General features: G+C 61.8%; 18 protein-coding genes. 12 read left to right on the forward strand and 6 right to left on the reverse strand.

Going from position 1 to position 17,556, the window contains the following annotated elements; all coding sequences use genetic code 11:
• Positions 1-172 precede the first annotated feature (172 nt).
• Together AC3WRD_RS20310 and AC3WRD_RS20315 are read left to right on the forward strand one after the other, a co-directional pair.
• Entirely contained in the window at positions 173-778 is a 606-nt protein-coding gene (locus AC3WRD_RS20310) for a biliverdin-producing heme oxygenase (protein ID WP_102621912.1), read from the forward strand.
• Positions 775-3,012, forward strand: a complete 2,238-nt coding sequence (locus tag AC3WRD_RS20315; RefSeq protein WP_102621911.1) for an ATP-binding protein — start codon at positions 775-777, stop codon at positions 3,010-3,012. Before AC3WRD_RS20310 ends, AC3WRD_RS20315 begins: the two co-directional genes overlap by 4 nt.
• Here AC3WRD_RS20315 and AC3WRD_RS20320 read toward each other — a convergent pair.
• Positions 2,990-3,775 (reverse strand): type 1 glutamine amidotransferase domain-containing protein, encoded by a 786-nt coding sequence (locus AC3WRD_RS20320; protein ID WP_102621910.1) that lies wholly within the window; start codon positions 3,773-3,775, stop codon positions 2,990-2,992. The genes AC3WRD_RS20315 and AC3WRD_RS20320 overlap by 23 nt on opposite strands.
• A 142-nt stretch (positions 3,776-3,917) precedes the next feature.
• On the opposite strand from AC3WRD_RS20320, the gene AC3WRD_RS20325 reads away from it, so the two are divergent.
• Complete coding sequence (locus AC3WRD_RS20325; protein WP_096820512.1) at positions 3,918-4,505, forward strand: LysE family translocator; 588 nt, start codon at positions 3,918-3,920, stop codon at positions 4,503-4,505.
• 355 nt (positions 4,506-4,860) lie between these two features.
• On the forward strand, positions 4,861-5,232 hold the full coding sequence (locus AC3WRD_RS20330) for a DUF6124 family protein (protein ID WP_102621909.1): 372 nt from the start codon (positions 4,861-4,863) through the stop codon (positions 5,230-5,232).
• A 40-nt stretch (positions 5,233-5,272) separates the two neighbouring features.
• On the opposite strand, the gene AC3WRD_RS20335 is transcribed toward AC3WRD_RS20330, so the two are convergent.
• Together AC3WRD_RS20335 and AC3WRD_RS20340 are read right to left on the reverse strand one after the other, a co-directional pair.
• Positions 5,273-6,106, reverse strand: a complete 834-nt coding sequence (locus AC3WRD_RS20335; protein ID WP_102621908.1) for an AraC family transcriptional regulator — start codon at positions 6,104-6,106, stop codon at positions 5,273-5,275.
• A gap of 35 nt (positions 6,107-6,141) precedes the next feature.
• Positions 6,142-6,645, reverse strand: coding sequence for a VOC family protein (locus AC3WRD_RS20340; RefSeq protein WP_102621907.1), 504 nt, complete (start codon positions 6,643-6,645; stop codon positions 6,142-6,144).
• A 148-nt stretch (positions 6,646-6,793) separates the two neighbouring features.
• Between AC3WRD_RS20340 and AC3WRD_RS20345 the strand changes: the two genes are divergently transcribed.
• The 3 genes from AC3WRD_RS20345 (at position 6,794) to AC3WRD_RS20355 (ending at position 9,710) form a co-directional block, all read left to right on the forward strand.
• Positions 6,794-8,140, forward strand: a complete 1,347-nt coding sequence (locus tag AC3WRD_RS20345; protein WP_102621906.1) for an FG-GAP repeat protein — start codon at positions 6,794-6,796, stop codon at positions 8,138-8,140.
• A gap of 165 nt (positions 8,141-8,305) precedes the next feature.
• The gene (locus AC3WRD_RS20350; RefSeq protein WP_102621905.1) at positions 8,306-8,554 is read left to right on the forward strand and encodes a transmembrane sensor/regulator PpyR; all 249 of its coding nucleotides are present in this window, start codon (positions 8,306-8,308) and stop codon (positions 8,552-8,554) included.
• A 1-nt stretch (position 8,555) separates the two neighbouring features.
• Complete coding sequence (locus AC3WRD_RS20355) at positions 8,556-9,710, forward strand: NnrS family protein (RefSeq protein WP_102621904.1); 1,155 nt, start codon at positions 8,556-8,558, stop codon at positions 9,708-9,710.
• A gap of 5 nt (positions 9,711-9,715) precedes the next feature.
• Here the strand turns inward: AC3WRD_RS20355 and AC3WRD_RS20360 are convergent, their stop codons facing one another.
• Both AC3WRD_RS20360 and AC3WRD_RS20365 read right to left on the reverse strand, forming a co-directional pair.
• Entirely contained in the window at positions 9,716-10,387 is a 672-nt protein-coding gene (locus AC3WRD_RS20360; protein ID WP_102621903.1) for a class I SAM-dependent methyltransferase, read from the reverse strand.
• A gap of 37 nt (positions 10,388-10,424) precedes the next feature.
• Positions 10,425-11,573, reverse strand: a complete 1,149-nt coding sequence (locus AC3WRD_RS20365; protein ID WP_102621902.1) for a GGDEF domain-containing protein — start codon at positions 11,571-11,573, stop codon at positions 10,425-10,427.
• 109 nt (positions 11,574-11,682) lie between these two features.
• Between AC3WRD_RS20365 and AC3WRD_RS20370 the strand changes: the two genes are divergently transcribed.
• Positions 11,683-12,075: a GFA family protein gene (locus AC3WRD_RS20370; protein WP_102621901.1), complete on the forward strand. Its 393-nt coding sequence runs from the start codon at positions 11,683-11,685 to the stop codon at positions 12,073-12,075.
• Between the two features lie 38 nt (positions 12,076-12,113).
• On the opposite strand, the gene AC3WRD_RS20375 is transcribed toward AC3WRD_RS20370, so the two are convergent.
• Positions 12,114-12,944, reverse strand: coding sequence for an alpha/beta fold hydrolase (locus AC3WRD_RS20375; protein WP_102621900.1), 831 nt, complete (start codon positions 12,942-12,944; stop codon positions 12,114-12,116).
• A 227-nt stretch (positions 12,945-13,171) separates the two neighbouring features.
• Between AC3WRD_RS20375 and AC3WRD_RS20380 the strand changes: the two genes are divergently transcribed.
• The 4 genes from AC3WRD_RS20380 (at position 13,172) to AC3WRD_RS20395 (ending at position 17,556) form a co-directional block, all read left to right on the forward strand.
• Positions 13,172-14,104, forward strand: coding sequence for an acetoacetate decarboxylase family protein (locus AC3WRD_RS20380; protein WP_102621899.1), 933 nt, complete (start codon positions 13,172-13,174; stop codon positions 14,102-14,104).
• Positions 14,101-14,784, forward strand: coding sequence for a type 1 glutamine amidotransferase domain-containing protein (locus tag AC3WRD_RS20385; protein WP_102621898.1), 684 nt, complete (start codon positions 14,101-14,103; stop codon positions 14,782-14,784). The genes AC3WRD_RS20380 and AC3WRD_RS20385 overlap by 4 nt, the downstream gene beginning before the upstream one ends.
• A 136-nt stretch (positions 14,785-14,920) precedes the next feature.
• Positions 14,921-15,376, forward strand: coding sequence for a (2Fe-2S)-binding protein (locus AC3WRD_RS20390; protein WP_085708608.1), 456 nt, complete (start codon positions 14,921-14,923; stop codon positions 15,374-15,376).
• 17 nt (positions 15,377-15,393) lie between these two features.
• Positions 15,394-17,556: a xanthine dehydrogenase family protein molybdopterin-binding subunit gene (locus AC3WRD_RS20395; RefSeq protein WP_102621897.1), complete on the forward strand. Its 2,163-nt coding sequence runs from the start codon at positions 15,394-15,396 to the stop codon at positions 17,554-17,556.

The raw sequence follows: 17,556 nt of genomic DNA on the forward strand, positions 1-17,556 counted from the left end.
CGAATCCGTTCGAACTTTCTGCCGCCCCGCCAACTCTGAATTCGTCACAGGGTGATGGAATCGGCAGAAAAACCCATCAACCGGTCAGAAAACGCCTTGGCCGTGTAAGCTTTCGCGCCACGCTATTCCATTCCCCCATGGCCCCAGGCGGCCCACTGTACGAGCGACCTACATGCAAGCAAAGGCCCGCGAGGTTCATGTACCACCGGTGTTGCAGGATCTGCGCGCCGGCACGGCCGAACTGCACATTGCTCTGGAAAAACGCCTTCCTTTCTTCTCCGACACCCTTGATCTGCAAGCCTTCGAGCGACTGATGCGCGCCTATTACGGCTTCTATCAGCCACTGGAAAGTGCATTGCAGGACAGCGGCGAGATCCCTGCCGATTTCGATCTGGTTTCGCGCCTCAAGACGCCGACCCTGCAACGCGACCTGCAAGCGTTGGGCGCAAACGACGAGGACTTTTCGATCTGCCGCCAGTTGCCCGCCATTGACTCCGCCGCCGCGTGTCTGGGCGTGCTGTATGTGTTGGAAGGCGCGACCCTCGGCGGGCAGATCCTGCGCCGGGAAATCGCTTCGCGGCTGAGCCTGGGTGCGGACAACGGCGCGGCGTTTCTGGACATCTACGGCGCTGCCACCGGTCGGCGCTGGCGCGACTTCATCGAATACCTGGGCAGTCGCTCGATGGACGCCGTCGAGCGTGAAGCCGTTGTGACGGCCGCCCACACCACATTCAGCTGTTTCGAGCGCTGGCTCGAAAGCCAGGAGGTTCTGGTATGACCCCGCAAGACAAAGAAGCCTTTGAAGAGTTGCTGGCCAACTGCGCCGACGAGCCGATCCGCTTCCCCGGCGCGATCCAGCCTCACGGGTTGCTGCTGACCCTGAGCGAGCCGGACCTTTCGATCATCCAGATCAGCGCCAACGTCGAGACGTTGCTCGCCCGTCCGGCGCAAGAACTGATCGGCCAGCCACTGCAAAGCCTGATCGGCGATGCCCATGCCGCGCAGGTTCGCGAAGCCTTGCAGCAACCGGCCTTGTCCGACGCGCCGCCGCTGCATTTCCGTCTCAACGGCACCGCGTTCGAAGGCTTACTGCACCGGCATCAGGACGTCTTGATTCTGGAACTGGAAATCCACGTCGAAAACTTCCAGCCGCGCAACGTCGCCGGCACCGAAACCCATCTGGGGCGGATGCTTGCGCGCCTGCAAAAGGCCCAGAGCCTGCAGACGCTGTACGACATCAGCGTCAAGGAAATCCAGGCCATGACCGGTTACGACCGGGTGCTGATCTATCGCTTCGAGGAGGAGGGCCACGGCCAGGTCATCGCCGAAGCGTCCGATCCGTCGATGGAAGTCTTCAACGGTTTGTTTTTCCCGGCCTCCGACATTCCCGAGCAGGCCCGCGAGTTGTACCGCACCAACTGGCTGCGGATCATCCCGAATGCCGACTACCAACCGGTGCCGCTGGTGCCCAAGTTGCGCCCGGACACCCAGGCCCCGCTGGACCTGAGCTTCGCGACGTTGCGCAGTGTGTCGCCGATTCACTGTCAGTACATGAAGAACATGGGCGTGCTGTCCTCGATGAGCATTTCCCTGCTCAAGGGCGACCGGCTCTGGGGCCTGATCAGTTGCGGCAACCGTCAGCCGCTGCACGTACCCCATGAATTGCGCACGGCGTGCCAGACCATCGGCCAGGTGTTGTCGTTGCAGATCAGCGCAATGGAAGCGCTGGAAGTCAGCCGTCAGCGTGAAGAAAAGGTCGAGGCGCTGGCGTTGCTCAATCAGGCGATGATCGACTCGCCACAGAACGTCTTCGATGGCTTGGCCAATCAGCCGCAGGTCCTGATGGCGCTGGCCAATGCCGGTGGCATCGCGATCATCGAAGACAAGCAATTGCACCGCTATGGCAACTGCCCGGAGCCGGAAGATATTCGCGCTCTGCACAAATGGTTGCAGGAGCGCGGCGAGCCGGTGTTTGCCAGTCATCACCTGGCCAGCGTCTATCCGCCGGCCGCGCAGTATCAGCAGGTCGCCAGCGGTGTGCTCGCCATGAGCCTGCCCAAACCGGTGGACAACGGGGTGCTGTGGTTCCGCCCGGAAGTCAAAGAGAACATCAACTGGAGCGGAGACCCGCGCAAGCCGCTGGACCTGGAAAACTCCGACGCGGGCCTGCGTCTGCGACCGCGTACTTCGTTCGAAATCTGGAAGGTCGAGATGGCCGGAATTTCCACCAAGTGGAGCCACGGCGATCTGTTCGCCGCCAACGACCTGCGTCGCTCGGCGCTGGAAAACGACCTGGCCCGCCAGGTGCGCCGCGAGCAGGAAGCGGTGCGTGCCCGTGATGAACTGGTGGCGGTGGTTTCCCATGATCTGCGCAACCCGATGACCGTGATCTCGATGCTGTGCGGCATGATGCAGAAGGCTTTCAGCTCAGACGGGCCGCACACCTCACGACGTATCTCGACGGCTATCGACACCATGCAACAAGCCGCCGGGCGCATGAACACGCTGCTGGAGGACTTGCTCGATACCTCGAAAATCGACGCCGGGCGCTACACCATCGCGCCGCAGAAACTCGACGTCGCGCAGATGTTCGAAGAAGCCCAATCACTGCTCGCGCCACTGGCGCTGGACAAGGACATCAGCATCTCGTTCGAGGCCGATCCCGATCTGAGCATCCATGCCGATCCTGAGCGACTGTTTCAGGTGCTGTCGAATCTGGTCGGCAATGCGATCAAGTTCACCCCGCGTCTGGGCACGGTCGATGTGTATGCCAAATCGGTCGGTGACGACATCGTCTTCACGGTGCGCGACAGCGGCGAAGGCATCCCCAAGGATCACTTGCCGCATGTGTTCGACCGCTACTGGACGGTGAAGGAAGGCAATCCGAACGGCACCGGGCTGGGCCTGTACATCACGCAGGGCATCGTCGAGGCCCATGGCGGGCGGATTGTTGCCGAGAGCGAGCCGGGACAGGGCAGCGAATTTCGCTTCACCGTGCCACGTCTGGACTGAGTACCGGCTCGCGTCGGGTGGCCTGCAACAGGGCCACCCATTCGGCGGCGAATCGATGGCAATCGCCGGGCCAGCGCGCCGTCAGCAATTGGCCGTCGCGCACCACAAATCCCGCGTGGGGTGCCTGCGCGCAATCTCGCTTGGCGATGAGTGGGCCGCGTATGAAATCGGCCTTGCTGGCCAGTGCGGTTTTCACTTCTGCCTCGACCGTCTGTTTGTAGGTGCGGTAGTAGCGCCCCAGCCAGAACGAGGTCATCAGCCACGCCGGCAGCTCCATGGTTGCCGCGAGCAATGCGGTGACCTTGCGCCCGAACAACACCGAACGCCCGGTTTCGGGATCGAGCGTCCGGGCCAGCAACAACACGCCATGACACACCGCTGCCACGGGTTTTTCAGCCTTGAAAAATTGCAGGGCGATCTGCCGGGCGTGCTTGGATTCCAGCAGCGTGCGCATCCCCTTGGCATGGCCGCCGGGAATCAATAAACCGTCGAACCGGGTCGTGTCGACATCGGCATACGCCAGCGGCTGGCGAAACGCTTCGGATTCGATCATCTGCGTATAACTGTCGAGGTCGGCCTTGCGCGTCATCAGCATCGAACTCAACAGACCGAACCCGATGTCCACCAGCCGCGGGTCGGCGTGGGCGGGTAAGCCTTGCGGTGTGGCAAAGCGCACTTCGATACCCGCATCGCGCATGGCCTGCCAGGGCACGCTGCTTTCGGTGGGGTCGTAATCGGCAGCGGGCAGCAGAATCAAAATCATCGAGGGCAGACTTCCAGTCGAGAGTGGTCGCAGAGCTACAGCGTAGTGGGTCTACGGATACGGGGGTAATTTCGTTCAATACCGCCGGGTCGTGTGCTGGCTACTGTGGGCGCCTTGTTCCTCGATTTGAAGCAGGTGTGCGATGAGTCTGATTGTGTCGATGGCGGCGTTTGCCCTGGTCGCGTCCATTACCCCGGGGCCGGTGAATATCGTGGCGTTGAGTTCGGGGGCGCAGTTCGGTTTTCGCGCCAGTCAGCGGCATGTGGCCGGGGCGACGCTGGGGTTTGTGTTGTTGCTGGTGTTGATGGGGCTGGGGCTGCATGAAGTGCTTACGCTGTGGCCGTCGCTGACCCGTGTGGTGCAACTGGCCGGGGTGGCGTTTCTGTTGTTCATGGCCTGGAAACTGGCCACCGATAACGGTCAGTTGAATACGGGAGAATCGGGCAGGGCGCCGTCGATGCTCTACGGCGCTGTGATGCAATGGCTCAATCCCAAGGCGTGGCTGGCCTGCGTGGCGGGGATGGGCGCGTTTGTCGCTGATGGCGAGGCGCGGCTGGTGTGGCAGTTTGCAGCGGTGTATCTGGTGATCTGTTATCTGTCGGTGGGTTGCTGGGTGTATGCCGGGACGTTTCTGCGCGGCTATCTGGGCAACCCGGCGGGGATGCGTTTGTTCAATCGGGTGATGGCGCTGTTGTTGGCAGTGAGTGCGGGGTATCTGTTGCTGCCGTAAGCATGGCAGGCGCTGGGTTTAAAGGTGTTTAAGGATGCGTCCGGCAAGCCACAACACCTTGCGCCATTGCCTACGCATCCGCCAGAATCCGCCGGCTTGTGGGCCTTGGGGCCGGGCTCTATCGTGTGTCGGTCGCTGACGAATCAGCGACCGGACTTGACCGTCCGACTCAATCAAGGCGCCAGCGTGCCGTTTTCGTTCAGCTTTCATGGCTGTTCGTTTTATGGCGGTTGTGCGCGGGATACCTTCGGGTATGCCGGGTTCCTTGATTCCCGGTCGGTCAACCCGCGTACAGCTGCCACCTGTTTCGATTGACCGCGAACGGTTGCAGCTCCGCCTATCAAGGAGCTTCACCATGATCAAACCAACGCCAAACCCACCCGAAGCCGACACCACCTCACCCTACGAAACCCTCGACTCCAAGAAATTCCACGAAGCCGCCGACCGCGCCCTCGACCACTACCTCAATCCGTTCCACCCCAGAAAACCGCTGCTCAAACCCAACACCCGCTACCTCATCGCCCCCGGCATCCCGAATGAAGAGCTGCTCGCCGACGCCTGCGAAACCCTGACCTCGGCCAAAACCATGGCCAGCGATTTTGCCGGGATGATCGATGCGCCGCAGCGGCATGTGCTGTTGGGCATCGGGCAGCTGATCATGCTGGCGGAACTGGCGGTGAACCGGGTGCTGGATAACCAGGATGTGGCAGCAGAGCCCCGTGTCTGAATACTGAAACCGAAACGGCCCATTGCGGGCCGTTTTGTTGTTATCCCCGATACTGCCCCGGCGTAGCCGCCAGATGCTGCTTGAACGCCCGCTGAAAATGCGCCTGGTCAGCAAACCCCGCCTCCAGCGCCACATCCGCAATCAACTGCCCGCGACGCAAACACTCGCGAGCGAACTGGATGCGCTGGTTGACCACAAACGCGTGAGGCGTCATGCCGAAGTGTTGTTTGAAGGCACGGATCAGGTACGACGGTGACAGTTCGGCAGCGACGCAGATGTCGTCGAGGCTGAGCAGGTCGGTGCAGTGCTGGCGGATGAAGTCGGCGGCGCGTTCGAGTTTGAAGTTCGGTTCGCGAAGCGGTGGTTCGATCGGGTTCAGGCGCAGTTGCAGGTCGCTGAAAAACTCTACCGCCGCGCTCTGCTTACGCAACACGTCTTGCTGATCGTCGACCAATATCGCGTACAACGCATTCAAGTCGCGAAACAGCCTGGCATCATTCAAATGGGTATCGGAAAACCGCCGAAACTCAAGTTCCGCACTGAAGCCCAGTTGATGCTGCAGATCCGTCAGCCACGGCGTTTCCACATACAACATCAAATACGACCACGGCTGATCGTCGATCGGGTTGCACGCGTGCACGTCCCCCGGATTCATCAGCACCACGGTGCCGGCCGACACTTCGAACGAGGATTGTTCATGCACGTAAGTGCTGCGCCCGGCGGTGATCGCGCCGATGGAAAAGTGCGCGTGAGAGTGCCGTGAATAGCAGACCTCGCGGCCATCGGCGATGGCCCGCGCTTCGATGAAGGGCAGGGCATCGTCGCGCCAGAAGCGCGGGGCTTGTTCGGGGTTCTTGGCGGCAGCGTGTTTCATCGTTGTCGTTCTCGGCAGGCCAGTGCCCGAGTGTATTAGCTCTGGCCGGCGAAGGCTCGTTCCAGTTCGGCGATGTCGAGTTTTTTCATCCCGAACATGGCCTGCATCGCCCGTTGGGCCTTGGTCTGGTCGGCGTCGGTCATCATGTGCATGAAGGCCACCGGCACGATCTGCCAGGACACGCCGAACTTGTCCTTGAGCCAACCGCACTGTTGGGCTTCCACTGGGCCGCCTGCAGACAGGTTGCCCCAGAAGTGGTCGACCTCTTCCTGGGTCTGGCAATTGACTTGAAACGAGATCGCCTCATTGAATTTGAACACCGGCCCGCCATTGAGCCCGGTGAAGCTGTGGCCGTCGAGTTCGAAACTGACGGTCATCACCGACCCTTCCGGGCGGCCGTGGAATTCCTGGCCGACCTTGCTGTAGTGGGTGAGGGCGGTGATTTTCGAGTGATCGAAGATCGAGCAGTAGAACTTGGCCGCCGCCTCGGCCTGATCGTCGAACCACAGGCACGGGGTCAGCTTCTGAAAGCGTTGCATGGCAGTCATCCTCGGCAGGTTAGACACGCTGGATTAATAGCGTAGTCAGTCCGAAGCGGGTCGTAGGCGCCATAGATCGACAAGTGCGCCCAAAAACGTTTGTCGTTAGACTTGCCGCCCCGATTTTGCCGCAAGGACGCTCTGCATCATGGTTGCCTCTCGTACATGGGTTTTTTTCTGCCTGTTTGCCGCCGCGTCGGCCAGTGCCGAACCGTTGAGCTGTCAGCTCTCGGATCCGGCAAACAGGTACAGCGTCGATGTGACCATCGAGCATCCACCGACGCAGAACTTCGAGCCAGTGGCGGCGCAAGTCATCCTGCGCGACAAGTCCAATGGCGAAGTGTTGCAACGAATCGACACGGCCGATGCCGTTGACCTGGTTCCGCTCAACGATTCAGCCAAGGCCTTGCGATGCGACGAGCAACGTCTGGTGGTGTTTGGCGACTTCAATTTCGATGGACACCAGGATCTGGCGATCCGCAACGGTAACGACGGTGGCTACGGCGCGGCGTCCTACGACGTCTATCTGTTCGATCCGTCGAGCCCGGTGCTGGTGCCGAACAAGGCATTGTCGGCGCTGACTCGCGAACCGTATCTGGGATTGTTCGAAGTCGATTCCGCCGCTCGCCGGCTGGTCACTCACGCGAAAAGCGGTTGCTGCTGGCGCCAGAGCCGTACCTGGCAGGTGCAGAACAATTCGCCGGTCAAGGTGACCGAAACCATCGAGGTGGCACAGCGTCCGTCCGAAGGCAGCCCGCTGATGCCGGCGGGTTACACCGACGTCACGCAGCGGGAATTGAAGGACGGCAAATGGCTGGAGCAGCGTCGCCTTGAAGGGCCAGTAGGTGAAGCGCCGGTGATGCTGCGGGGCAAGCTTGACGGCAAGATCGCATTCGAGCTGTGGTGGCAGATGCTGGGTGGCGTCTACATTGGCGAGGTTCGTTACACGAAAACGGGCAATGGCCAACCGATCCGGCTGGTGGGCGAGACCTACGATGACGGAGCCGTGTTGCTGCATGAGCTGGATGCCCAGGGCCGTGTCACCGGCGACTGGTACGTGGCAGGTGAGCCTGATGAGCACGGCTTTCAGGGCGGAACATGGCACGACGGCGACAAGTCTCTGATCTTCGAAGCGCGACCGACGGCGTTCCGGGTTGCACCGCAAAAGTTTCAGACGCCCACGGGCGAACAGCGTGAAGGACGTTACGTGATGATGGCGTCGGATGAGCGATCGGCGTGGCTGACGATCAAAATCGTGCCGGCCACCGAGAAGGGCGCGGGTGAGCAGGCGTTGATCCAGATGGCCGTGACGCAACCGGGCAAACCACCCCGTCAGGAGAACCGGCAGTGGCCGTTGCAGGCGGGCAATCTGGTGATTGGTCAGGACCAGATCGCCGAGCCGCTCTATCGTTTGCGCCTGCTCGACGGAGCGGTGCAAGTGGAGGGTGCCGGTGAGTTCTCTGATTTCAGAGGGGCTTACGCAAAGCAGCCCTGAAGGCGACTGGTGTCTTTATGACAAATATTGAAGTCAATATGACTCTTTTTGGTTCGAGTCATATTGACTTCCTATGGCTTATCTAGCTGATTTTTAACGATAAAAAATCTGGCACAAGAGTTGATACATCAATCGTACAAACTGATCCGCTCAGGAGTACGAAAGATGTTCACTGTCTTCGAGAATCCGCTGAACGTTCTGCAGCTGTCGAGCAAAGTGCTCGTTGCCGGTCTGGTCATGTTGCTGGCCGGAATCTACGGCGCTTATCTGTATCAGGGCCACATGCCGATTGCGCTGCTGGTGGCGATGCACGCCATGACCATCGTCGGCCCGACGCTGATCAAGATCGGCTATGTGATGCGCCTGCTGTCGCAGTATCGGTTGGGCCGGTCCCCAGCCCTGGCGGTGGCCTGAGATGCGCAGACTCGCGGCGGCGCCAGTGTTCAGCCTGGGCTTTCGGCCGCTGTTTCTGGCCGGGGCCGGATTCGCCGCTCTGGCGGTGCTGATCTGGGGCCTGTGGCTTTACGGCCACTGGTTCGATCTGCAACCGGCGGGCGGCATGCTCGCCTGGCATCGGCATGAGATGCCGTTCGGTTTCGCGGCCGCAATCGTTGCCGGGTTCCTGCTGACGGCGGTACCCAACTGGACCGGGACTCCTGGCGTGCGCGGCGGGGCGTTGATCGCTTTGGTGTCGGTCTGGCTACTCGGGCGCGTGGCCTGGTGGCTGCCGTTGCCGACAGGGCTGATCCTTGCGCTGCAATGGGGTTTTCTGCCGCTGCTGGCGGTGATGCTGGCGCGGGATCTGATCGCCGCGCGCAAACGCGACAACTACCCGATTGTGCTGGTGCTCGCGCTGATGGCGGGTTGTCAGGCGCTGACCTTGATTGGCCTGTTCAACGATGACACCGGTTTGCAGCGCCAAGGCGTGCTGGGCGCGTTGTGGCTGATTGCGGCGCTGATGACTGTGATCGGCGGACGGGTGATTCCGTTCTTCATCCAGCGAGGCCTGAACCGTCTGCCGGCGCCGGCCGCCCATCCGTTGCCCACGCGGTTGCTGTTGATTGGCAGTCTGCTGACGGCGATCACGTTTGCGGCGGGTCTTAACGATGTGCCCCGGCCGTGGCTGGCAGCACTGTTTGCGCTCACCGGCAGTTTGCAAATACTGCGGCTGATTCGCTGGCATGATCGCGGGATGTGGCGCATGCCGCTGCTCTGGTCGTTGTACCTGGCTTACGGCTGGATGGCATTGGCGATCTGGGCCATGGCGGCTTGGCATCTGGGACTGCTCGGCCAGCAAAGCCTGGCGACCCATGCACTGGCGGTCGGCGGCGTGGGCGGGTTGATTCTGGCGATGATTGCGCGGGTCAGCCTCGGTCACACCGGCCGGTTGTTGCAGCCACCGAAAGCCGTGGTGCTGGGTTTTGCGCTGGTGCTGATCGCGGCGGGTTGCCGGGTGTTGCTGGTGCCGTTTTCGAGTCTTGGCCTCGGTTTGTCTGTGGCGCTCTGGTGCACGGGGTTCGCGCTGTTTTTACGGCATTACACCGGGATCCTGCTCAAGCCGAGGCTGTAGCTTTTTCAGCCGCGGCGCTCGGCAATCATCAGCAACGACTGCGGCACAGGGCTTTGCGGATGCTGCGGCTCGCGCAGACTGCTCAACTGAAATCCGGCCATGTCCAGCGCATTCAGCCAACTGGACAAGGTGCGGAAATACCACGGCATCGGTCGCCATTGGCCCTTGAATCCATCGAAGGTTTCCTCCCGCCAGCCATCCTGATAATCACCCGCTGCCACCGACCACGGATGCAGCGTCTGGATCACCAGCGCACCGCCGGGCACGAGCAGGGCGTTCATGGCGGCGAGCAGCGGGATGATGTCCTGATGCAGCAGGGAAAAGTTGGCGCAGATCAGGTTGTAATCGCGGCCGATGTCGACTTTCGCTTCTACCAAATCTTCATAGCTGGCGACCTGCACCGGTGACGATCCTGCCGCTTGCGCGGCCTCCACCAGTGTTGCATCACCGTCCACGCCGACCGCTTCGATCCCGCGCTCTGCCAGCGCCCGCAACAGCCAGCCTTCGCCGCATCCCAGATCAAGCACGCGCTCGGGTTGGCGCCCCATGATTGCCAGCAGAATGGCCTGATCGGTGACCTGCCGACGGCTCTCGATAGCGCCGCTGCGTACGGCTTCGGTCCAGGCCCGGGCGTTGTGGTGCCAGCTCTGGAGGAGGGTGGATTCAGGCGTGGACATGGCGAACTCCGAGGATGCGGGTGCAGGCAAGGATAGGTCAGGTGTAGTCGGCCAGACGAATCCGGTTGCGACCGCCACGCTTGGATTCGTAGAGCGCGCTGTCGCCTTGTTCGATCAACGCCGTGAGGCTGGCCGGCGGCTGATCGAACACCTTGGCGCCGATGCTCAGGGTGACCGCTTGCGGGGTGACGTAGGTCTGCGAAGTCATCTGCTGAAACTGCTCACGCAACGCACTGCCCAGCACCATGATCTGTTCGTGGGACGCATCGCCCAGCAGCATCACGAATTCGTCACCGCCCAGCCTTGCCGCCAGTGCGCCTTTGGGCAGCGCCGCGCGGATCATTTCGCTGAGGGCGATGAGCAGCCGATCGCCGGCGGCATGGCCGTACAGGTCGTTGATCAGTTTGAAGTTGTCGATGTCGATCAGCAGCAGGGCGCCGGGGCGGGCGCTGGAGACCTGATCGAGCAGGCGCGGCGCGCGGACTTCGAGGGCGCGGCGGTTGTACAGCGCGGTCAGCGGATCCCGGGCGGCCAGTTCGGCGATCTGCTTTTCCCGGCGGTAGCGCTCGGTGCCGGTCATCGACAGCGCGATCAGCATGATCGCCATCGCGCCTTCGACCAGAGAAATCTGAATGATCTCGCCGCGCAGCGAGGCCAGATCGATCAGCGTGCCCGGAATCACCGCGATGATCGCTTTGGTGAAATAGAACACGCCGTGGATCAGCAGCACATAGCGCAGTTGCACCGCACCGATACTCAGCGACTTGCCGTGAGGGCGCAGCAACAGACTGGCCCGCAGCATCAACAGCGCAATCAGCAGCGAGTTGGCCATCAGCATGATCTTCGACCACGACGGATCTTCCGGTAACAGAAGCAACGACAGCCAGAGCAGGAACATCAAGTACCAGGCCCGCGACAACTGTCGCTGAGTAAACCGTGCAACGCCCAACAGAAACAGCCAGTGCGCAACCACCAGCAGGCCGTTGGCGAACCAGATGCCGATCAGCGGATAGCCGTTGGCGCGCAGCAGGGCCAGGCTCGAACCGACGGTGATGGTGGCGAAACCGGCGCTCCAGAACAGCAGGGAAGGTTCGCGGATGCTGCGCCATTCGACCGCCAGATACAGGGCGGCCGCCGAGGCCAGGGCGGTGGAAATGGTGAGCATCGTGAGGGGATCGAGCGCCATGAACGGACGGGTCTGCCTGGATAGTGGTAATGGGCCACGATTGTAAGCGTTCGCCCAGTGGGCTGCTATTTTCACTCACCGGTTATTCCATTTTCAGGCGAGGTGTTCCATGGACCGGTTTACTGGCGGTTGTCTGTGCGGCGAGGTGCGGATCGAAACGACGGGCCGACCCTGGCGGGTTGGCGTTTGCCATTGTCTGGATTGCCGCAAACACCATGGCGCGCTGTTTGCGTCGGCGGCGATCTTTCCGACGGAGGCGGTGACCATCACGGGCGAAACCCGTGATTACGACGGGCGGTTTTTCTGCCCGCGCTGCGGGTCGTCGGTGTTCGGACGCAGTGGCGATGAAATCGAGGTCAGTCTGGGCGCGCTGGATGCGCCCGATCAGTTGCAGCCGACTTATGAACTCTGGACGGTGCGTCGCGAGTCGTGGCTGCCGGCGTTTCCATTGGCCAGACACTATGTGGGTAATCGCGAGGGGGCGGGGAGAGCCGAAGAGTAGCCGGGGTCAGGTATGGCGCCTGACCCCGGCCAATAAAATCAGCCGCGAATAAAGGCCAGCAGATCGGCGTTGATCGTCGGCGCCTCGGTGGTCGGCATGCCGTGAGGGAAGCCCGGGTAAATCTTCAGCGTGCTGTTTTTCAGCAGTTTGGCCGAGAGCACACCGGAGTCTTCATACGGCACGATCTGGTCGTCATCGCCGTGCATTACCAGCACCGGAATCGAAATGCCTTTGAGGTCTTCGGTGAAGTCGGTCTGCGAGAACGCAACGATGCCGTCGTAGTGCGCCTTGGCGCCGCCCATCATGCCCTGACGCCACCAGTTGAGCACGACGGGTTCCGAAGGCTTGGCCCCCGGCCGGTTGTAGCCATAGAACGGGCCGGCCGGCACATCGTGATAGAACTGCGAACGATTGGCCGCCAATTGGGCCTGAAGATCGTCGAACACCGACTTTGGCAGGCCGCCCGGATTACTTTCGGTTTTCACCATCAGCGGCGGCACCGCGCTGATGATTGCGGCTTTGGAGACCCGATCCTCGCCATGCCGGGCGATGTAATGGATGACTTCGCCGCCACCGGTGGAATGGCCGACATGCACGGCTTTTTGCGTTCCCAGATGATTGACCACCGCCGCCACGTCATCGGCGTAGTGATCCATGTCGTGGCCGTCCCAGACCTGGCTCGAGCGTCCGTGACCGCGTCGGTCGTGGGCCACCACCCGGAAGCCCTGAGCGAGGAAGAACAGCATCTGCGCATCCCAATCGTCCGAGCTCAGCGGCCAGCCGTGGTGGAAGTGGATCACCGGGGCATCTTTCGGGCCCCAGTCCTTGTAGAAGATTTCGACGCCGTCTTTCGTTGTGACATAGCCCATGTTCGCTACTCCTGAAAAATGCGGAACGGAAACGTGAAGGGGTGAAGACAAGCGCTATGAACTCTAGGATTGAAGTGCACTTTAAGGTCAAGCAAGTTCCGAACGGTCATCGCTGGCGTGAATGGTGGGCCATAGCCGTTGTGCGCTTGACCTTAAAGTTTGGTTGAACCTTAGAGTGGCGCTGACCGGCCACCTGCCGGGCCACTCATCGAGAAAGGTCAGCGAACATGAGCAAGCGCTTTACAGAAGTCGAATTCGGATCGCACAAGGTCGAGGTGCTGGAGGGCGGCTACTACGACCGTTTTCGTATGAACCCCAATCTCGACGAAGTGGCCCGGGACAAGGCTGCCGGCAATATCGACTTCTTCCGGCGCATTCCCAAGCAGCAGGTCGCTTCGAGAGTCGGCCCGACCTGGGCGCCGAACTTCTATTACCGTTCCGGCAGCGTGCAGTTGCTGTTCCTGGCGCCGCTGGACCGTCTGCGCGCTACCTTGCCTGCGCCGCTTGAACCGCTGCGGGCATTTCCCGGTTATGGGCTGGTGGCGCTGACATTTTTCTCCTACTCGGTTTGCGACAACGATCCGTACGACGAAGTCTCCGTGGCGATTGTCGTGCGCCGCCCCGGCGCCCGTGGCTCCCACGCGCTGGAACTGATGGGCGCCATGCGCCGGCGTAGCTTCACTGCCCATGTGCTGGCGCTGCCGGTGAACACCGAAATCGCCCGGGTGCGCGGCGTGCACGGCTATCAACTGCCCAAGTGGCGCGCCGACATCAACGTGAACATCGGCACCAGCGTCAGCGCCCGTATTGACGGGCCCAAGGGTCTGCCGGACCTGATCCTGAAAGTGCCGCTGCCGACCCTGAAAAACGTTACGCCGCAATCACGCATGAGCACCGCCACCATGATTCATCAGGTCGATGGTCTGTGGCATCAGAGCGTGGTGCAGGGCAACACACTATCCTTTGCCCAACGCCTGTTTCCCCGCGATGTGCAGCTGGATCGCAACGGCGGCCCGCTGAGCCAGTTGCTCGATGGCCTCGGGGCTTCGCGGATCCTGCGCCTGGACGTGATCAAGGACGCCCAGATCGTGCTCAACCTGCCGGTGCCGCTGACGGCGTTCGGTCAGGTCGGTGTCACCCCAAGAGAGGCTGCCAAATGACACGTCGAATCCTGCACGTCGTGACCAATGTCGCCCACTATGTCGACCCGACCGAACCCACCGGGCTATGGCTCGGGGAGTTGACCCATGCCTGGCAGGTGTTCGCGGAAAAAGGCTTCGAGCAGCGACTGGTCAGCCCCAGGGGCGGGTGGAGTCCACTGGAGCCTCGGGCACTGAAGTGGCCGATGCTCGACCGCTCGGCCAAGGCCTGGCTGAACGATCCGGCGAGCATGGCGCTGCTGGCGAACACCGCCAGCCCGGAGCAGATCGACAGCGCGGATTTCGACGCCATCTATTTCACCGGCGGGCACGCGGTGATGTGGGACTTTCCCGACGACCCCGGCCTGCAACGGCTGACCCGGGAGATCTTCGAGCGCGGCGGGATCGTTTCGTCGGTCTGTCATGGTTATTGCGGGTTGCTCAATACGCGGTTGTCGGACGGCAGCCTGCTGGTGGCGGGGCGCAAGGTCACCGGTTACTCGTGGATGGAAGAAGTGCTGGCCGGTGTCGCGAAAAAAGTACCGTACGACTCGGAGCAACAGATGAAGGATCGCGGGGCGCGCTACGAAAAGGCGTTTCTGCCATTCACCTCGAATGTGGTGACCGACGGCAAACTGGTGACCGGACAGAACCCGCAATCGGCCAAAGCCACGGCGCAACAAGTAGCCGCGATGCTGTAGATCCATGACCGGTGGTCGCGGCGGCTGGTCGTCGGGGCAAAATGCGCTTAGCTGAAAGGGATAAGCCGAGGTGTGCACGGCATCGAGTGCTGTCGCAACGCCCCTTCAGAACACCGTGAGTCTGAGGAAATCCCCGATGCTGACCTTGAACATCAATGGCAAGGATCAGGAGCTCGATGTCCCCGCGGACATGCCGTTGCTCTGGGTTCTGCGCGACGTCGCGCACCTGACAGGCACCAAGTTCGGTTGCGGCATGGCCCAGTGCGGGGCCTGCACCGTGCACGTCGATGGCGCGCCGCTGCGTTCCTGCATCACGCCGGCCACCGCGGTCGCCCATGGCCAGAAAATCCTTACCATCGAAGGCCTGTCGACTGACGGCTCGCACCCGGTGCAACAGGCCTGGGCCGAACTGGACGTGGTGCAGTGCGGTTACTGCCAGTCCGGGCAGATCATGTCCGCCGCCGCGTTGCTGGCGAAAATCCCCAAACCCACCGACAGCGACATCGATCAGGCGCTCTCCGGCAACATCTGCCGCTGCGGCACGTATCCAAGAATCCGCGCAGCGGTCAAACGTGCCGCCGACATTGGCTGAGCGAGGGGAGGTGAGTGATGAACAGTCCTGTATCCCGTCGCGGATTTCTCAAGGGCAGTGCCGTGCTTGGCGGTGGTCTCGTCGTGGCTTTCGTGGTGCCCGGTGGCAACCGGTTTGCCACAGCGGCGGAAAATGAAGGCAAGGCATTTGCGCCGAACGCGTTCCTGCGGATTGCGCCGGACAACAGCGTCACCGTGCTGCTCGGCCATTCGGAAATGGGCCAGGGCATCTGGACCGGCCTGACCATGCTGATCGCCGAAGAGTTGGACGCCGACTGGTCGAAGATCCGCGTCGAGCACTCGCCGGCCTCGGCTGCCGATTACGGCATGCCGGCGTTTGGCGGGATGCAGATCACTGGCGGTTCGACCTCGACCTGGATGGAATTCGACCGTTACCGACTCGCAGGCGCTACGGCGCGGCAGATGCTGATCGAGGCGGCGGCCAAGCGTTTCAACGTGGCACCCTCGACGATCCGCACCGAGTCCGGCGTGGTGATTGCCGGTGACAAGCGCGCCACCTACGGCGAACTGGCGGACGCCGCCGGGCAACTGCCGGTGCCGGATCCGAAGTCGATTACCTTCAAGGAAGCCAAGGACTGGAAAGTCATCGGTAAACCCACCAAACGCCTCGACACCCCGGAGAAAATCACCGGCCGCGCCAAGTTCGGCATGGACGTGCAGTTCGACGGATTGATGACTGCCATGGTTGCCCGGCCTCCGGTGTTCGGCGCCAGCGTCAAATCCTTCGAAGGCGCGCAGGCGCTGGCCGTTCCCGGCGTGCACAAAGTGGTGCAGGTGCCGACCGGCGTGGCGGTGATCGCCGATCATTACTGGGCGGCGAAACTGGGGCGCGATGCGCTGAAGGTTGATTGGGATCTGGGGCCGCACGCGGATCTCAGCAGCGAAAAGCTGCTGGAGAGCTTCCGCAAACTCGCCGCCACACCGGGTATTTCCGCCAGTCAGGCCGGTGATGCCAAGGGCGGCTTTGGCAAAGCAGCGAAGAAAATCGATGTCGAGTACAGCGTGCCTTATCTGGCTCATGCGCCGATGGAACCGCTGAACTGTACGGTGAAGATCAGCGCCGACAAGTGCGAGATCTGGACCGGCACCCAGTTTCAGACGCTGGACCAAATGGTCGCCGGCAAGATCACCGGGCTGAAACCGGAGCAGGTGGAAATTCATACCGAATTCCTTGGCGGTGGTTTCGGTCGGCGGGCCAATCCGACTTCGGATTTTGTCGCCGAAGCGGTGCAGGTGGCGAAGGCCGCCGCGATGCCGGTGAAAACCGTGTGGTCGCGGGAGGATGATATCCGGGGCGGTTATTACCGTTCGGCGTTTTTGCATCGGGCCAGGATTGGGCTGGGAGCCGATGGCATGCCGCTGGCGTGGCAGCATGTGCTGGTCGGGCAGTCGATCATGGCCGGCACCATGCTGGAAAAAACCATGGTCAAGAACGGCGTCGATCAGACGTCGGTCGAGGGTGTGTCTGACAGTCCGTACATTACAGGCCTCGCCAATCATCAGGTCGATCTGCATTCGCCAACCACCGGGATCAACGTGTTGTGGCTGCGCTCCGTGGGTCATAGCCACACGGCGTTTGTCATGGAATCGCTGATCGATGAAATGGCCGCGGCGGCGGGCAAGGACCCGGTGGAGTACCGGCGAACCTTGCTCAAGGATCACGCCCGGCATCTCGGCGTGTTGAATCTGGCGGTGGAAAAGGCCAACTGGAAAGCGCCGCTGCCGGACGGGCATGCATTGGGCGTGGCGGTGCACGAGTCGTTCGGCAGTTACGTGGCGCAAGTCGCCGAGGTGTCGCAGGACAATCTGAAGATCCGCGTGCACCGGGTGGTGTGTGCGGTGGATTGCGGGATTGCGGTCAACCCGCAGAGCATCGCGGCGCAGATGGAATCGTGCATCACCTTCGGCCTGGGCATGGCGTTGCACAGCAAGCTGACGCTCAAGGACGGACACGTCGTGCAGTCGAACTATCACGACTATCAAGTGCTGCGCCTGAACGAGATGCCGGTGGTCGAAGTGCACATCGTGCCGAGCACGGACAAGCCCGGCGGCATCGGCGAGGCCGGTGTGCCGCCGACTGCACCAGCGGTGGCCAACGCGGTGTTCGCCCTGACCGGGCAGCGTCTGCGGGAACTGCCGCTGCAACTGTCGGGGGTGTGA

It is taken from the genome of Pseudomonas sp. FW215-R2, from assembly GCF_058789255.1.

Bases quoted from the DNA above. Each gene is read 5' to 3' on its own strand.
- AC3WRD_RS20360 (WP_102621903.1), bottom strand. From the start codon at position 10,387: ATGTCCACGCCTGAATCCACCCTCCTCCAGAGCTGGCACCACAACGCC.
- AC3WRD_RS20350 (WP_102621905.1), top strand. From the start codon at position 8,306: ATGTTCACTGTCTTCGAGAATCCGCTGAACGTTCTGCAGCTGTCGAGC.
- AC3WRD_RS20315 (WP_102621911.1), top strand. From the start codon at position 775: ATGACCCCGCAAGACAAAGAAGCCTTTGAAGAGTTGCTGGCCAACTGC.
- AC3WRD_RS20335 (WP_102621908.1), bottom strand. From the start codon at position 6,106: ATGAAACACGCTGCCGCCAAGAACCCCGAACAAGCCCCGCGCTTCTGG.
- AC3WRD_RS20375 (WP_102621900.1), bottom strand. From the start codon at position 12,944: ATGGGCTATGTCACAACGAAAGACGGCGTCGAAATCTTCTACAAGGAC.
- AC3WRD_RS20325 (WP_096820512.1), top strand. From the start codon at position 3,918: ATGAGTCTGATTGTGTCGATGGCGGCGTTTGCCCTGGTCGCGTCCATT.
- AC3WRD_RS20340 (WP_102621907.1), bottom strand. From the start codon at position 6,645: ATGCAACGCTTTCAGAAGCTGACCCCGTGCCTGTGGTTCGACGATCAG.
- AC3WRD_RS20355 (WP_102621904.1), top strand. From the start codon at position 8,556: ATGCGCAGACTCGCGGCGGCGCCAGTGTTCAGCCTGGGCTTTCGGCCG.
- AC3WRD_RS20365 (WP_102621902.1), bottom strand. From the start codon at position 11,573: ATGGCGCTCGATCCCCTCACGATGCTCACCATTTCCACCGCCCTGGCC.
- AC3WRD_RS20395 (WP_102621897.1), top strand. From the start codon at position 15,394: ATGAACAGTCCTGTATCCCGTCGCGGATTTCTCAAGGGCAGTGCCGTG.
- AC3WRD_RS20320 (WP_102621910.1), bottom strand. From the start codon at position 3,775: ATGATTTTGATTCTGCTGCCCGCTGCCGATTACGACCCCACCGAAAGC.
- AC3WRD_RS20380 (WP_102621899.1), top strand. From the start codon at position 13,172: ATGAGCAAGCGCTTTACAGAAGTCGAATTCGGATCGCACAAGGTCGAG.
- AC3WRD_RS20330 (WP_102621909.1), top strand. From the start codon at position 4,861: ATGATCAAACCAACGCCAAACCCACCCGAAGCCGACACCACCTCACCC.
- AC3WRD_RS20385 (WP_102621898.1), top strand. From the start codon at position 14,101: ATGACACGTCGAATCCTGCACGTCGTGACCAATGTCGCCCACTATGTC.
- AC3WRD_RS20310 (WP_102621912.1), top strand. From the start codon at position 173: ATGCAAGCAAAGGCCCGCGAGGTTCATGTACCACCGGTGTTGCAGGAT.
- AC3WRD_RS20370 (WP_102621901.1), top strand. From the start codon at position 11,683: ATGGACCGGTTTACTGGCGGTTGTCTGTGCGGCGAGGTGCGGATCGAA.
- AC3WRD_RS20390 (WP_085708608.1), top strand. From the start codon at position 14,921: ATGCTGACCTTGAACATCAATGGCAAGGATCAGGAGCTCGATGTCCCC.
- AC3WRD_RS20345 (WP_102621906.1), top strand. From the start codon at position 6,794: ATGGTTGCCTCTCGTACATGGGTTTTTTTCTGCCTGTTTGCCGCCGCG.